This window comes from Bifidobacterium callitrichidarum (genome assembly GCF_003129905.1).
GTDB lineage: Bacteria > Actinomycetota > Actinomycetes > Actinomycetales > Bifidobacteriaceae > Bifidobacterium > Bifidobacterium callitrichidarum.
In genome coordinates this window covers 1-14,773 of the sequence record NZ_QFFM01000009.1, presented here as the reverse complement: position 1 = coordinate 14,773, position 14,773 = coordinate 1, and the positions used below count along the sequence as shown (strand labels likewise).

Here is a 14,773-nt window from a genome sequence, read left to right as displayed (position 1 = left end):
ATTCTCCGGTAATACACCGGTTGCATCGGATACACGTCATCGCAAAGCGTGGTGCCGAGAATAACCGCAGTTGGTTACGCAAGCCCTTGACGTACGTAACCAGTCGGCAATACATCTGGACAAACTGACCCAAGGAGCCTTCGATGACCACCACACTGTTCACCAACGCACACATCGCCACCGGCAATCCGGGCAGCACCGCGGCGGACACCGCACCTTTGCAGGACATCCTGGTCGAGGACGGCGTATTCACCGCCATCGGACCGAATCTCACCGCAAAACTCGCGGCCCAGGGCAAGGACCTGAACGGGGCGGAGGTCGTGAACCTGGGCGGCAAGCTCGTTTGCCCGCCGTTCTGCGACACGCACCTGCATCTTGATTACGTGTTCACCGCCCGCAAGCCCGGTGCCGTGAACGAGACGGGAACGCTGTTCGAGGGCATCCAGCGTTGGAGCGAGACCAAGTCCGATCTGACGGTGGAGGAGGTCAAGGAGCGCGCGAAGATCGGCATCAAGAAGGAGATGCTGCATGGCGTGCAGTTCATCCGTTCGCATGCGGACGTCACGGACCCGAACCTCACCTCCCTGAAAGCGCTGCTGGAACTCAAGGAGGAGCTGAAGGACACGGTCACCATCCAGATCGTGAGCTTCCCTCAGGAGGGCATGTACTCATACGAGGGCCCACACGGCGAATCCGGCGCCGACCTGGTCGAGGAAGGCCTGAAGATGGGCGCGGACTGCGTGGGCGGCATCCCCCACTTCGAGCAGTGCCGCGAGTTCGGCGAGCGTTCGATGCACACGGTGGTGGAGCTGGCCTCCAAGTACGGCAGGCTCATCGACGTGCACTGCGACGAGACCGACGACCCGAACTCGCGGTACGTGGAGCTGCTCTCCGCCCTGGCGTACAAGACGGGCATCGGCCCGAAGGTCACGGCCAGCCACACCTGCTCGCTGGGTTCGGCGGACAACGCCTACTTCTTCCACCTGACCAAGCTGCTCAAGGCCGCGCACATCAACTTCGCGTGTGCTCCCACCGAGAACCTGTATCTGCAGGGCCGTCAGGATACGTTCCCCAAGCGCCGCGGCATCACCCGTGTCAAGGAGCTCACCGAGGCGGGCGTGAACGTCTCACTCGGTCAGGATTCCATGCAGGATCCGTGGTATCCGGTGGGCAACGGCAACATGATGCTGATTCTCGACTACGTCCTGCATCTGGCGCAGATGATGAGCTTCGAGGAGATCGACGACGCGCTGAAGTTCCTCACCGTCAACGGCGCCACCACGTTGGGGCTGCGTGACTCGTACGGTCTGGAAGCGGGTAAGCCGGCCAATTTCATCGTGCTGGACGCCTCCAGCGTGTTCGACGCCGTCTACGAGCGCTGTTCCGTGCTGCGTTCCGTGCGTGGCGGCCGCACCCTGTTCACCCGTCACGAGTCGGTGGACACCCCGCTGGATCTGCTGCGGTAGAGGCGGGCCATCGGGCCATCCCATCGGTCGGCGGCATCGACGCATCCACGATCCGCCGGCCGAGCACCCTGAAAACCGAGACGGCAGACTGTATGTTCGCGTCTGGACGAAGCGCCCGCGAACATACAGTCTTTCCACGGGCCAAAGGAGACTGTATGTTCGCACCTCCATCGTTCAGACGCGAACATACAGTCTTTTGCCGTCCCGAGCCGCGGTCCGCGCCGTCCGCGTTACAACATGCCTCATCGGGGCATCGCACATCCCGCCTGTTACACTTCCCTACCGTGAATGCAGCGATTGAGAACACCAACCATATCCGTACCGTGGCCGATCTGTTCGTGGAATGCTTGGTCAACGAGGGCGTCGAGACCATGTACGGCATTCCGGGCGAGGAAAACATCCCGCTCATGGAGGCCATCGAGCGCGACGGCCGCATCCGGTTCATCCTGACCCGTCACGAGCAGGGCGCCGGCTTCATGGCCGCCACCCAGGGCCACCTGACCGGCAAGCCCGGCGTGTGCCTGGCCACGCTCGGCCCGGGCGCGCTGAACCTCACCTTGCCGGTGGCTCAGGCGAACGCCAGCACCACGCCGCTGGTGGCGATCTGCGCGCAAGGCAACGTGTCCCGCCTGTACAAGGAATCGCACCAGATCATCGATCTGGTCAGCGTGTTCCGCCCGCTCACCCAGTGGACCTCGATGATCATGGAGCCGGCAAGCGTGCCGGAGATGGTGCGCAAGGCCTTCTCCATCTCCCAGCGCAACCGTCCGGGCGCCACCTGCCTGATCCTGCCGGAGGACGTGGCCGAAATGCCGGCTCCCGCGGACGCGCATCCGCTGCCGCTGCCCAATCCGATGAGCTTCGCGCCCACCGAGGACACCATCGCCCGCGCCGTGAGCATCATCCGCGGCGCCAAGCACCCGATCATCCTTGCCGGCAACGGCGTGGCGCGCGGCCATGCCGAGAACCGCCTGCTGGCGCTGGCCGAACAGCTCAACGTGCCGGTGGCCACCACGTTCGAAGGCAAAGGCGTGATTTCGGACCGCATCCCGCTGGCCCTCGGTGTGGTGGGCTTCATGCGTCACGACTACGAGAACTTCGCGTTTGACGAGGCGGACCTCATCATTGCGGTGGGCTTCTCCATCCAGCAGTTCGATCCGAAGAAGATCAACCCGAACGACGACAAGACCATCATCCACATCAACACGTTCATCGAGGACACGGACGCGCATTACTCCACGGCCCTGAACATCATGGGCAACATCGATGCCACGCTCAGCGCGCTCATCGCCCAGCTCAAGGCCGAGCGCGTGACGTTTGGCGTCTCGCACCCGAAGATCCACGAGCTGCTGCAGACCGAATACGAGTCGTACGCGAACGACGATTCGTTCCCGATGAAGCCGCAGCGCATCGTGGCGGACACGCGCCGCGCGATGGAGACGGACACGGACATCGCCTTGGTGGATACGGGCGCCCTGAAGATGTGGATGGCCCGCCTCTACCCCACCTACTATTCGAACACCTGCGTGATCGACAATTCCCTGTCCACCATGGCCTGGACGCTGCCGGGTGCGGTGGCTGCCTCGTTGGAGAACCCGGGTCGCCCGGTGCTCGCGGTCATGGGCGACGGTTCGTTCATGATGAACGTGCAGGAGATCGAGACCGCCGTGCGCGTGGGCGCCCGTATGGTGATCCTGGTGTGGGTGGATGAGGCGTACGGCCTGATCAAGTGGAAGATGGACCTGCACGACGGCAGCCACGAGTACGTGGACTTCAACAACCCGGACGTGGTGGAGCTCGGCATGAGCTTCGGAGCCAAGGGCCATCTCATCGAATCCGCCGACCAGCTCTACCCCACCCTGCGCGCCGCCCTACGCTCGGGCTCCGGCATCGACATCATCGCCTGCCCGGTCGATTACTCCGAAAACATGAAGCTCATCGAAAAACTCGGTGAGGTGGACTTCAGCGGCTGATCGATTCCTTTGGCTCCCCTCGCTGAGGGGAACTGTCAGCGAAGTTGACTGAGGGGAGCATCAGGCTGATACCGGACATGACTTTCCTCGGTCGCTCTATGGCGTGATGGCTCCACTCAGGAAGGGAGCCGAAACACAAGGCTTTGTTAAACCAAGATTGACATGAATGCCATTGGACTACCCCTCAGTCGGCTTCGCCGACAGCTCCCCTGACAAGGGGAGCCAAGAATAAAGGACATGTCAATCTTGGTTTAACAAAGCCAAAACACAACGAAGAGGGCTTCGATTCCACACGGAATCGAAGCCCTCTCGTTATATCGACTGTCAGCGGACCTTACTCGGCCGACTGCTCGCCGGCTGCGCCGGTATCAGCCGCCCCGGAGTCGCCAGCGGTCGATGCATCGACTAGCTCGGGCTTTCCACCTTCACCAGCGTCAGCACCATCAACGCCGGCACCGTCGGCGGACTTGGCGTCCTCGAACGTCTCACCCTTGAAGGTGAACTCGCCCAGGATGCCTTCGCCCTCGGCGTCCACCACCACGCGCTGGCCGTCGGCAAGGTCGCCCATCAGGATCTTCTCCGAGATGGCGTCCTCGATGTCGCGCTGGATCACGCGGCGCAGCGGACGGGCGCCGAGCAGCGGGTCGAAGCCCTTCTGCGCGAGCAGGTCCTTGGCGGCGTCGGTGAGTTCGAGCGACATGTGACGGTCGAACAGGCGGTCGTTGAGCTGCTTGACGTCCAGATCCACGATCTGGCGCACCTGCGGCTCGGTGAGCTGCTTGAAGACGATGATATCGTCCAGACGGTTCAGGAACTCAGGGCGGAACTGCTGCTTGAGTTCGGCGCTCACCTGCTCCTTCATGCGCTGGTAGCTCGACTCGGTGTTGGAACCGAGGTTGAAGCCGGTGTTCGCCATCTTCGCGATGTCGCGCGTGCCCAGGTTGGTGGTCAGGATGATGATGGTGTTCTTGAAGTCCACCTTACGGCCCTGGCCATCGGTCAGATGACCGTCATCCAGCACCTGCAGCAGCGTGTTGAAGATGTCCGGGTGGGCCTTCTCAATCTCGTCGAACAGCACCACGGAGAACGGCTTGCGGCGCACCTTCTCGGTGAGCTCGCCGCCCTCCTCGTAGCCCACGTATCCCGGGGGCGCACCGAACAGACGCGAGGCGGCGTACTTCTCGGAGAACTCGGACATATCCACGCGGATGAGCGCGTCCTCGTCGTCGAACAGGAATTCGGCGAGCGTCTTGGCCAGTTCGGTCTTGCCCACGCCGGTGGGGCCGGCGAAGATGAACGAACCTGCGGGACGCTTCGGATCCTTGAGGCCCACGCGCGTACGGCGGATGGAGCGGGACAGCGCGGAGACCGCCTCGTCCTGGCCGATGATGCGCTTGTGCAGCTCGGCCTCCATGTTGAGCAGCTTCTTGGACTCGGCCTGGGTGAGCTTGAACACCGGGATGCCGGTGGTGGAGCTGATCACCTCGGCGATCACGTCCTCGTCCACGACCATCTTGACGTCGGATTCACCCTCGCGCCAGGAACTTTCCTTGGCCTTGCGGTCGGCCTCCAGCTTCTCCTGGCTGTCGCGCAGGGTGGCGGCCTTCTCGAAGTCCTGGGCCTTGATGGCCTCGTCCTTGTCGGCGGCCACCTTGGCGATCTTCTCGTCCAGCTCCTTGAGCTCGGGCGGGGCGGTCAGACGCTTGATGCGCAGACGTGCGCCGGCCTCGTCGATCAGGTCGATGGCCTTGTCCGGCAGGTGACGGTCCTGGATGTACCGTGCCGACAGCTCGGCGGCGGACTGCAGGGCACCATCCGTGATGGTCACGTGATGGTGGTTCTCGTAACGGGAACGCAGACCCTTCAGGATCTCGATGGTCTCGGCAATGGTCGGCTCGTGCACCTGAATCGGCTGGAAGCGGCGTTCGAGGGCCGCGTCCTTCTCGATATACTTGCGGTACTCGTCCGTGGTGGTGGCACCGATGGTCTGAAGCTCGCCGCGGGCCAGCATCGGCTTCAACATATCGGAGGCGCCCAGCGCGCCGTCGGCCGAGCCGGCGCCCACGATGGTGTGGATCTCGTCGATGAACAGCACGATGTCGCCGCGGGTCTTGATCTCCTTGAGGACCTTCTTCAGGCGCTCCTCGAAGTCGCCACGGTAACGCGAACCGGCCACCATGGAACCGAGGTCGAGCGAGTAGACCTGCTTGCCCTTCAGGGTTTCCGGCACGTCGCCGGCGTTGATCTTCTGGGCCAGGCCCTCCACCACGGCGGTCTTGCCCACGCCGGGCTCGCCGATCAGTACCGGGTTGTTCTTGGTGCGACGGGAGAGCACGACCATCACGCGCTCGATCTCGTTGGTACGGCCGATGACCGGGTCGAGCTTGCCTTCGGCGGCCTCCTGCGTGAGGTTGCGGCCGAACTGGTCCAAAATGGCGGAACCGGACTTGTTCTGCTTGTCCGCCACGCCGCCGGCGTTGGCCAAGTCGCCCTTGCCGTCGGCGGAACCGGTACCGGAATTACCGCGGATCATATCGATGGTGGCGCTGCGCAGCTCGCCCAGGTCAACGTCCATCTTGATGAGCACCTGGGTGCCCACGCCCTCACCCTCGCGAATCAGGCCCAGCAGAATGTGCTCGGTGCCGATGTAGCTATGGCCGAGCTGCAACGCTTCACGCAGCGAGAACTCCAGCACCTGCTTGGCGTGCGGAGTAAAGGGGATGTGCCCGTTCGGAGCCGCGTTGCCCTTGCCGATCATTTCCTCGACCTGCTTGCGGGTGGCATCCAGCGTCACGCCCTTCGAGGCGAGCGCCTTCGCGGCCACGCCCTCACCCTCGCGGATCAGGCCGAGCAGCAGGTGTTCGGTGCCGATGTAGTTGTGCTGCAGGGATCTTGCCTCTTCCTGCGCCAACACGATCACGCGCCGTGCACGGTCGGTAAACCGTTCGAACATGCTTGTCCTTCCTCAATTGACATTCCGTTTTACTCTACCGATTCACGGTGACGTTTATTCGCCTGATTCCATGAATTGCGCTCAGAGAGGGAAAGTCGACGCCGAGTCCGCCCTGCGCCAGCCAAAATCGATCTCCTCTTGTTCCTTTCGCCGTGAATACGAGCAAAAAGAACCGCAATATCACTGATATCAATGCCGGGCCAAGTGCGCATATCACGTTATGCTGGAATCAGACGTCACCCTAGTGCACCCAAAGGAGGTTGTGATGAGTGAAATCAACGTCAAAGCCGACATCGTGGTCGGTGTGGACGGTTCCGAAGAGTCCTTCGCCGCTTTGAAATGGGCTTTGGAGGAGGCTTCGCTGACCGGCCAGTGCGTAAATGCCGTATTCGGCTGGACTCATTCGTGGGATATGGGTTCTGAACCGGACAGCGATGAGGCGTGGGCCAAGGTTCGCAAGGAGATCGCCGGCGAACTGCGTGATTGGGTGGAGAAGGCCGCGCGGGGCATCGATTTCGACCCGGCTCGGCTCAAACTGACTTCGGTGAAGGCTTCGGGCACGTCTGCGCTGTTGCAGATCGGCCATGATGCGCAGCAGATCGTGGTGGGCCGTCGTTCACTTGGGCGCGTGGCTCGTTGGTTTCTGGGCTCACTGTCCGCATCGTTGGCCGAAGAGGCCGAGGTGCCGGTCACGGTGGTGCGCATCACCGGAGGCGAGGAGGAATCGGTGACCGATGCCATCGCCAACGCGCTGACGCCTGGGGATAAGCCGGTGCATTATATTGAGCCGGGTTCGTCTGCGCCGACTGAGGTTTCCGGCCGGCCGGTGGTGGTTGGTGTCGATGGTTCGCGCGGATCGGAGGGAGCTTTCAAGTTTGCGCTTGAAGAGGCGCGTTTGCACAAGGTGCCGTTGGATGTGCTGTTCTGCTGGCAGTTGAAGGATTTAGGGGTTATTCCGGGTTATGAGAACGCGGTGGCTCCGGTGAAGGTGGGTCAGCTGCGTGCCGAGGAAATACTGGAGGAGATGATGGAGCGTATTGAGGTGCCGCAGGATGTGCGGATCACTACGCACGCCTTCCACATTCCGGCTTCCAAGGGATTGATCGCCGCCTCGCGCTACGCCTCGCATTTGGTGGTAGGCTCACGCGGTCTTTCTGGTTTGGACGCGCACTTCTTGGGCTCGGTTTCCCGCCAAATCGTCAATTTCGCCGAGTGCACGGTGACAGTGGTGCACTGATTATCCATTCGTCCATTATGGATGAGTCAATTTGCCCATTATGGATGAGTCAATTTGCCCATTATGGATTACTCAGCGAGCAATATTACGGAAAAATCCATCCGTTTCCCGAATTTAGTTCACTAGCCATCCCCCAGTGAACTATATTCGGGAAACAACCCTCCTCCGCCCGAATAAAGTTCACTAGCACTTCCCCAGTGAACTATATTCGGGAAAGGAGTTGCATCCCAACATGTCATAGATGACATCGTCCTGCAGATAAAACACCCTCTGATCAGACGGCTCATTGGCCGCCGCTACAGTGCCACCCATCAGTGGAATCAGCAAAAACGGCCTTGACGTATCCGGAGGAACGAAATTGTCGGAGCACCGACCAGAGCAGCCATATTGACGAAGATCGTCCACAGCTACCCCTTTGCGGAAATACCAGACGACACTTCGATAAGAGAGCATTTCGTAATTCGGCGCATTATCACAATCCGAACCGGAACCTTGCACACACTTTGCTTCATCCTCCGGCCCCATCAGCGTCAAACCGACATTGTGCTGGTGAAGATTATCAACATTCCTGTCCCTCACCACGCTCAAGGTAGAGACACCACTGCCGCTCTGCAACCAATCGTCCTTATTCGTCATGCCTATACGTTCGATTTTGCCATCGGTGCCGATCCCCCAACACACGTCATCCACACGGCAATATTTGCCGGAAATAGCACGATACGAGCCATCCGCCCCGGCTTTGACGATATCATCCAACGTGTATTCGTCGCGCGATTTCAATGATTTCCTGATCGCATCGATTTTGTGGGGAAGAGCGGCGACCCACGCACGCTGGTCGGCACTCACGGATTGCAATTGTCGGGCGGATGCGTTCTCAGGGCAGCTGAACGACTGATTTCTTATGGCGTCACGGGCTGCGGTGCTCTTGCGGAAATCATGTACGCTGAGTCTATCAAGACCGTTATCCGGCAAAGCATTCTTCCGCGCTTCGGCAAAACGCTGGTATTCGGCACTGCAATCGGCCACCGCCTGACTCTGGTTGCGCATTGCTCGCGGGTTCGCCCACAAGGTATTGACAAGGCATAATGCGACGACCACCGTACCGGCGATCATGACGGCGGTAATCGAGCCGAACCGGGATTGGCGCTCGCCTCCACGTTCGCGACCATCATCATATTGCACGACGGCAATCACCACCGACAAAACGACACCCACCATGCAGACGCCCCATCCGGCCATACGTATACGCTGAAAATAATCAATAGGCAGTACGCCTAACAGCAGAACGCCCAGTTGCGCGCCCAATGCCGCCACCACAAGCCCGATTACGGCGAATAATGCGATAATCAGCGCGCGATGCGACGACCGAGCTGACGATTGAAGCGGTGCCTGACTCGGATTCCACGGCTCCCCCGGTTCCCAACCCGCATCGGACGACTCCAGTTGCAAAGCCCACGTCGCATCCACCATAGTCTCATCAGCATCCACCGACGGCTGCGGCAATGCCGTCGCTTGAACGAGCCCCTCGATATCCCGTCGCTGTTTCACAACGTCAAGAGACTTTCCGCAGTGAGGGCAATACTCACAATCCTCGGCTGCTATATGGAATCCGCAAAATGGGCAGAACATCAATAGACCTTTCATGGCATTCGCCGTGCGTGCAGTATCGTTTATTTTCAATGAGCCATTTTCAATGAGCCAGGCGGGTGCGCTGAAGCATGGAGAGTTCGATTCAGCGCTCCAGAATGACGATCGATGTGTCATCGTCAAACGACCATGTGGCGGTGATGCCATTCCATTTATCGGTTTGCGTGCCGTCAATCGCACGGGTATGAATGATTTTCGTCTGTATGGAAGTGGGCATGTTCAGTTCGTCGTACAGGCAGTCGGCAATGGCGTAGTTGTATGAATTCGCGGTAATGGTCAGGGTTTTGCCGTTGTCGCCGAGGTTGAGCATACTGTATTCGCCCTCGACTTCGCTATCCCAAACGTCCGAGTCAAACTTGGGTCTGCACGCATCGATCGCGCTTTGGAACGACTGGTATCGCATGGAAGCGAAACCGATAGCGATCGACACCACTATCGCGACTGCCACGGCGGCGAGCGCTATGATCGCGTTCCGCGACGTGTGCGATTGGGCGGAAGACGCTGCCGCGGTGACTGTCGCAGGTTGCGGCACCACATGGGGCTGCACACCAGGCATTGCGCCCGCAGACTGCTGTGGCGCATGTTCGGCAATCAACTTGGTTCCGCACTGGGGGCAGAATCGTTGCCCCGGAGCCGATTGCGCACCGCATTTATAGCAATACATCACACGCTCCCTCGAGACTAGGCATCCTTGTCACTGACCAACAGCAGAATGCCGCTGATCAGGTTCAGGAAAAGCAATGTGCACACGGCGAACGTGGTGGTGTTCGGCTTTTCGCCAGTTGAGATTTTCCAACCGTACAAGGTCATTGGAATCATCCACGCCAGGCAGATCAGGAAGAGCGATCCGGCTGATACTTGCAATAGTGACGCCAAGCCGATCAGACCGCAGATGGAGCAGTAGACGATGTCCAGAATGGCCGCAATCAATCGCAGTGTGTTGTCTCGACTGGTTTTTATATATCCCTTCGGTGTAAAAGCCGGCGTCGGCTGAGACTGCACATAAATGTATTGCGGTTGAGGCTGCGCGTATTGCGGCGCTGCTTGGAACTGCGGCTGAGGCTGCGGTTGTGTGCTGGGAACCGGCACCGATTGAACAGTCACCGGTTGCGGCTGCACATTCGGCTGAACCGGCATCGGCTGGGCAGCTGCTGACGGTACGGCTCGCGCAGTCGATTGCGCAGGAATCAATTTCGCCCCGCATTTGAGGCAATATATCTGGCCTTCGATGGCGGTTTTCGCACCACATTGGCCGCAAAAAGGAGGCACGGACCCGCTCTGCGTCTTCGATGCCGCTGGAACCTCTTCAGGTAATTGCGCGCCGCATTTCGCGCAGAATCGTTGCCCTTCAATTGAAGTCACAGCTCCACACTGATTGCAAATCATACGTCTCATCCCTTCATCGCCGACGATTACCGCTTGTAGAACACGGAGCTATCGGAGACTTTGTCTTTGCCGTAACCGTCGTAATTGGGGTCCTGTCCGAAGACTCCATCTTCAAGTTCTCGAAAAGCATTCACCGAACCTACGATGAGATACGGCTTTGAAGAATCAGGAAGATTGGAGGAGTCAATGTTTATGTTTCCCCCCAACATCGAATCGGCGCTTTCGGTACCATGCCCTGCGACCGCCATCAGATCCATGCCTGCCGGAGCATAATACAGATGCTGTTCAGTGCAGTCCGAATTCATTGCCGAGCCGCACATCTCATTGCTCCGCCCCGCTTTCAGATAGATTGATTCAATAAACGCCGGCATTGCCATTACAGACTGGTAATTAAAATCCAACTCCAGCTCGCCCGCATCGAACAGTGGATTGCTGCCGCCACCCGCATATTTCAGGGTGCCATACTGATAATCCGTTTGATAATCCGTTGGCCTGTGAAGAATCCGCAGGCATGCGCCGTCTGACTTGCGACAATAGGTTCCGTCCAAGGCATTACTTCCACTCGTCGGATTGCCCATGTTCAAACTCTCCCACAGCTGTTTGAACTTCGAATACAAGTCCAGCTGCTTTTGCGTGTCGCTCTGCTGCGCTTGAACGGTTGTATTGACTTTCGCCAGCACATCGGTCAGTTGTTTCGTCTGCTGCTGATATTGCACCGCGGTCTTGTGCAACTGATCGGTTGATTCGGCGGAACATGATTCCTTATCCACGTCATCAACCAGCTTGCGCAGTGCGGAGACATCCGCGTTATTCGCATCCGACTGCACCTTGCCCAGCGCATCGTCGGCATTCTTGCGAACCTTGACCAATCGCTGATACTGATCGGAACAGTATGATGCAGCAGTGTTCCGCTCGTCGAATTCGCGTTGACGCATCGGAGCCGCCCAGGCAAGGGTTGTGACACTGATGGCCATTGCCGCGACCGACGCGATCAGCGACGCGATGGGTGCTGCCAAGTAAAACTTGCGCGGACGGTGCGATGGAGCTTTGGCTGATGATTTGGCTGGCGCTTCAGCAACGTCGGATGCTGCGTGCACATCACCGGATTGGGCGGCCGTCTGAGTATCGGATGATTCCACACTCGTGCCGTCACCGGTATTGGCTTGAGCGTTATCGGCGGCCGTGGGACTTTCGAAAGTCGTCGCAGCGGCCTCATGAGGGGCATCGTCTTGCATGGTATCGACGTCAGCGTGCATGGTGTTGGAGTCAGCGTGCTGTTCACCTGGCATCGTTATGCGGACGATTTGCCCGGCAATCTTGTCCAACGGCACCGATAACGGTTCCGCATGATCGAAGGCGTGCCTCCTGCCGGCGAACCCACGACTCCGGTCGGCTTCCACCATTGCGTTGCCGAAATTTAGCGCGGAATCCGAACCATCGAGTACGCGAATCACATAATCCTTATTGCACAACGACTCCGGAAGACGCATCGTAATAGGCGCAATAGCTTGCTGTATCCGCTTCTTCTTATCCTGGGCAGAAGTCTCCCCCGGCTGAGCGGCGAACACAGCGCGCGAACTTGAGCGAAGCATGAACAACGACACCAGAGAGGCGATAAACAATACTGCAGATGCAGCCGACAATCCCCACGCCAATTGCCACATATAGGAAAGCCTGTAGTTCAGGATCGCAAACAACGAAACGCCAGCGGCAACGGCGCACACGACGGCGCAAACGAGAATCGCCCGAGCAATGGCGCGCATATGACCAAGTTTCGTACGAAAAGCATTGGCATGGCCAATGATGGCTTCGGCATCCTCAATCCCCTGATAGGCATCGCGAAGAATATTGAACGCCTTACCTGCTTGTTCGTCGTCGAGACCAATCAGATTCATAGCCTCAATCTTCGGCACCGCACGAGGCTTTGGTTGGACGAACTCGGACGGCACGGCAGACGGTGCTGATGCCGGTGTTTTGCCGCGTATTTGCCGATTGGGTTGCTCATCAGTCGCATTATCACCACTGAGGAATTCCTGCAACGAAATGCCGCACTTGCCGCAGAACGACGAATTCGCCGGCAGTTTCGTGCCGCACTTGGGACAAAACATTGTGGATTGATCGTCCTCGTTCATCACAGCACACCCCTTTCTCGCAACATTGCGAAACACAGGAAGGGCGGGCATCCGTTCTTCCCTCTGGCTCTGACGTTACCCCCCCCCGCTGGCTATTGTCAACGGGGCGGATTCTAGTGATGGTTGCAACACCTGTGTTGCTGTTTGATTTGGTGGTGTGATCGTATCATGCGGCGTTAATCAGGTCGAGGATGGCCTCGGAGGGTTTCCGGAACCCGAGCGTCTTGCGCGGCCGGTCGTTCATCTCCTCCGCGACCGCGTCCAGGTACGCCTGTGAATACCCGCCCAGGTCGGTGCCCTTCGGGAAGTACTGCCTGAGCAGCCCGTTGGTGTTCTCGTTCGTGCCGCGCTGCCACGGGGAGTGCGGGTCGCAGAAGTACACGTCCATGTCCAGGGCGGTCGAGATGCGCTTGTGGAGCGCGAGCTCGGAGCCCTGGTCCCACGTCAGCGAGTTGCGCAGGTGCTTCGGGAGACGGCCCATCTGGTCGATGACGGCCTGCTGGACGTGTTCCGCGTCGTGACCGTCCGGAAGGTGCAGGAGGATCAGGAACCGGGTGGAGCGCTCCACGAGCGTGCCGATCGCGCTGCGGTTGTTCGCGCCCATGATCAGGTCGCCCTCCCAATGGCCGGGCACGGCGCGGTCCTCCACCTCGGGCGGCCGTTCCGAGATCATGACCATCGGCTCCCGGAACCTCGGACGGCGTTCGTTGCCGTCGTTCCTCGCGCGTCGGGCGGTCCGGCCGGAGCGAAGCGCCCTGGAGACCTCCCTCCTGAGCTCTCCTTTGGCCTGGACGTAGATGGCCTGGTAGATCGTCTCCGTGCAAACGTGCATGTCCCCATTATCGGGGAAGTCCCGTCTGAGCATGCCGCCGATCTGCTCGGGGCTCCAATGCGCCCTCAACCCGTCGCGGATGTAGTCGAGCAGCCCCGGCACCGCGTGCGCCTTCGCGGTCTTCGGCCGTCTGAGCCGGTCCGCGCTCATCTGCTGCGCCCGGTACGGCTCGTACGCTCCGGTGGCCGGGTTCGTGTTCCGGGCGATCCCGCGGATCGAGTCGCCGGCGAGCCTCCGGTCGGCGATGCTCATGCGCTCGTCCTGGCTCAGATACCTGGGATGAATCTTCTTCGGCCTGTCCATGGCGGAACGATACCAGTCGACCGAGGCTTTCTCGTTCCTGCCCGTGGCGCGGGTCCTGCCGTTCCTCCACACCTTGCCCGTGCGTTTGGACACGCCGACCGCCTTCGCGGCCTGCGTGAAGTTCAAACCCGAGTCGAGGTATTCGACGTAGCGTTCCCGCCTCGCCTTGCACATAAGACCCCGACTCGCGTACTCCACGCCCTCGAAAACCCACCTGCCCATACATGACTCCCGCCACCCGGCCAAGCGTTGCAACGATCACTAGAACCCGCCCAGTCGGACTTCACCCACTGGCCGATCGGCGATGGCGCGGACGCGCTGATCGTCTCCTGGCTCGACGACCACTCGAGGTTCCTCCTGTACTCGCGCGCGTTCCCGACGGTCACGATGGAGACGATCGAATCATCGTTCCGCGAGGCATGCTCCCGGTACGGGATCCCCGCGTCCACGCTCACCGACAACGGGACCGTGTACACGACCCGGCTTTTGTCGGCCGATCCGGGCTCGTTCGAACGCCTGCTCGCCCTGATGGGCGTACGGCAGAAGAACGGCAAGCCGTATCACCCCCAGACGCAGGGCAAGATCGAACGATGGCACCGCACGTTGAAGCAATGGCTCATGGCCCGGCCCCTCGCACGCGACCTCGACGCGCTCAACCAGCAGCTCGACGAGTTCCGCCGCGAATACAACGAGGAACGCCCCCACCGCGCCCTGAACCGTCGCACGCCCAAGGAAGCGTACGAGGCGAAGGGCAAGGCCGGCCCCGCCCCCGAGATCGCCGCCCGCGAACAGGCCAGACGCGACGAGGAAGCACGAACCGCGGGCGAACGGGATGCCATCGAAA

At 60.0% G+C, this 14,773-nt stretch carries 10 protein-coding genes; 4 read left to right on the top strand and 6 right to left on the bottom strand.

Features of this window, described 5'->3' with window-relative positions:
* The first annotated feature begins 143 nt into the window (after nucleotides 1-143).
* Together DF196_RS05195 and DF196_RS05190 are read left to right on the top strand one after the other, a co-directional pair.
* Nucleotides 144-1,466 carry an amidohydrolase family protein gene (locus DF196_RS05195; RefSeq protein ID WP_109056825.1) on the top strand — a complete coding sequence of 441 codons (1,323 nt, stop codon included), beginning with the start codon at nucleotides 144-146 and terminating at the stop codon, nucleotides 1,464-1,466.
* A 284-nt stretch (nucleotides 1,467-1,750) separates the two neighbouring features.
* Nucleotides 1,751-3,439, top strand: coding sequence for an acetolactate synthase large subunit (locus tag DF196_RS05190; protein WP_241519594.1), 1,689 nt, complete (start codon nucleotides 1,751-1,753; stop codon nucleotides 3,437-3,439).
* A gap of 334 nt (nucleotides 3,440-3,773) precedes the next feature.
* On the opposite strand, the gene DF196_RS05185 is transcribed toward DF196_RS05190, so the two are convergent.
* Nucleotides 3,774-6,392, bottom strand: a complete 2,619-nt coding sequence (locus tag DF196_RS05185) for an ATP-dependent Clp protease ATP-binding subunit (RefSeq protein WP_109056823.1) — start codon at nucleotides 6,390-6,392, stop codon at nucleotides 3,774-3,776.
* A 265-nt stretch (nucleotides 6,393-6,657) separates the two neighbouring features.
* Here DF196_RS05185 and DF196_RS05180 point away from each other — a divergent pair, with 265 nt between their 5' ends.
* Nucleotides 6,658-7,629 carry a universal stress protein gene (locus DF196_RS05180; RefSeq protein WP_109056822.1) on the top strand — a complete coding sequence of 324 codons (972 nt, stop codon included), beginning with the start codon at nucleotides 6,658-6,660 and terminating at the stop codon, nucleotides 7,627-7,629.
* Between the two features lie 183 nt (nucleotides 7,630-7,812).
* Here DF196_RS05180 and DF196_RS05175 read toward each other — a convergent pair whose 3' ends face one another.
* The 5 genes from DF196_RS05175 to DF196_RS05155 form a co-directional block, all read right to left on the bottom strand.
* Nucleotides 7,813-9,309: a hypothetical protein gene (locus DF196_RS05175; RefSeq protein WP_146194707.1), complete on the bottom strand. Its 1,497-nt coding sequence runs from the start codon at nucleotides 9,307-9,309 to the stop codon at nucleotides 7,813-7,815.
* A gap of 52 nt (nucleotides 9,310-9,361) precedes the next feature.
* Nucleotides 9,362-9,871: a hypothetical protein gene (locus DF196_RS05170; protein ID WP_476537590.1), complete on the bottom strand. Its 510-nt coding sequence runs from the start codon at nucleotides 9,869-9,871 to the stop codon at nucleotides 9,362-9,364.
* 86 nt (nucleotides 9,872-9,957) lie between these two features.
* Nucleotides 9,958-10,662 carry a TFIIB-type zinc finger domain-containing protein gene (locus tag DF196_RS13815; protein WP_241519593.1) on the bottom strand — a complete coding sequence of 235 codons (705 nt, stop codon included), beginning with the start codon at nucleotides 10,660-10,662 and terminating at the stop codon, nucleotides 9,958-9,960.
* A gap of 26 nt (nucleotides 10,663-10,688) precedes the next feature.
* Nucleotides 10,689-12,794: a zinc ribbon domain-containing protein gene (locus tag DF196_RS05160; protein WP_158276272.1), complete on the bottom strand. Its 2,106-nt coding sequence runs from the start codon at nucleotides 12,792-12,794 to the stop codon at nucleotides 10,689-10,691.
* A 166-nt stretch (nucleotides 12,795-12,960) separates the two neighbouring features.
* Nucleotides 12,961-14,151 carry an IS30 family transposase gene (locus DF196_RS05155; protein WP_109056818.1) on the bottom strand — a complete coding sequence of 397 codons (1,191 nt, stop codon included), beginning with the start codon at nucleotides 14,149-14,151 and terminating at the stop codon, nucleotides 12,961-12,963.
* A gap of 27 nt (nucleotides 14,152-14,178) precedes the next feature.
* Here DF196_RS05155 and DF196_RS05150 point away from each other — a divergent pair.
* A partial coding sequence (locus DF196_RS05150) for an integrase core domain-containing protein (RefSeq protein ID WP_146194706.1) occupies nucleotides 14,179-14,773 on the top strand: 595 nt, incomplete at its 3' end.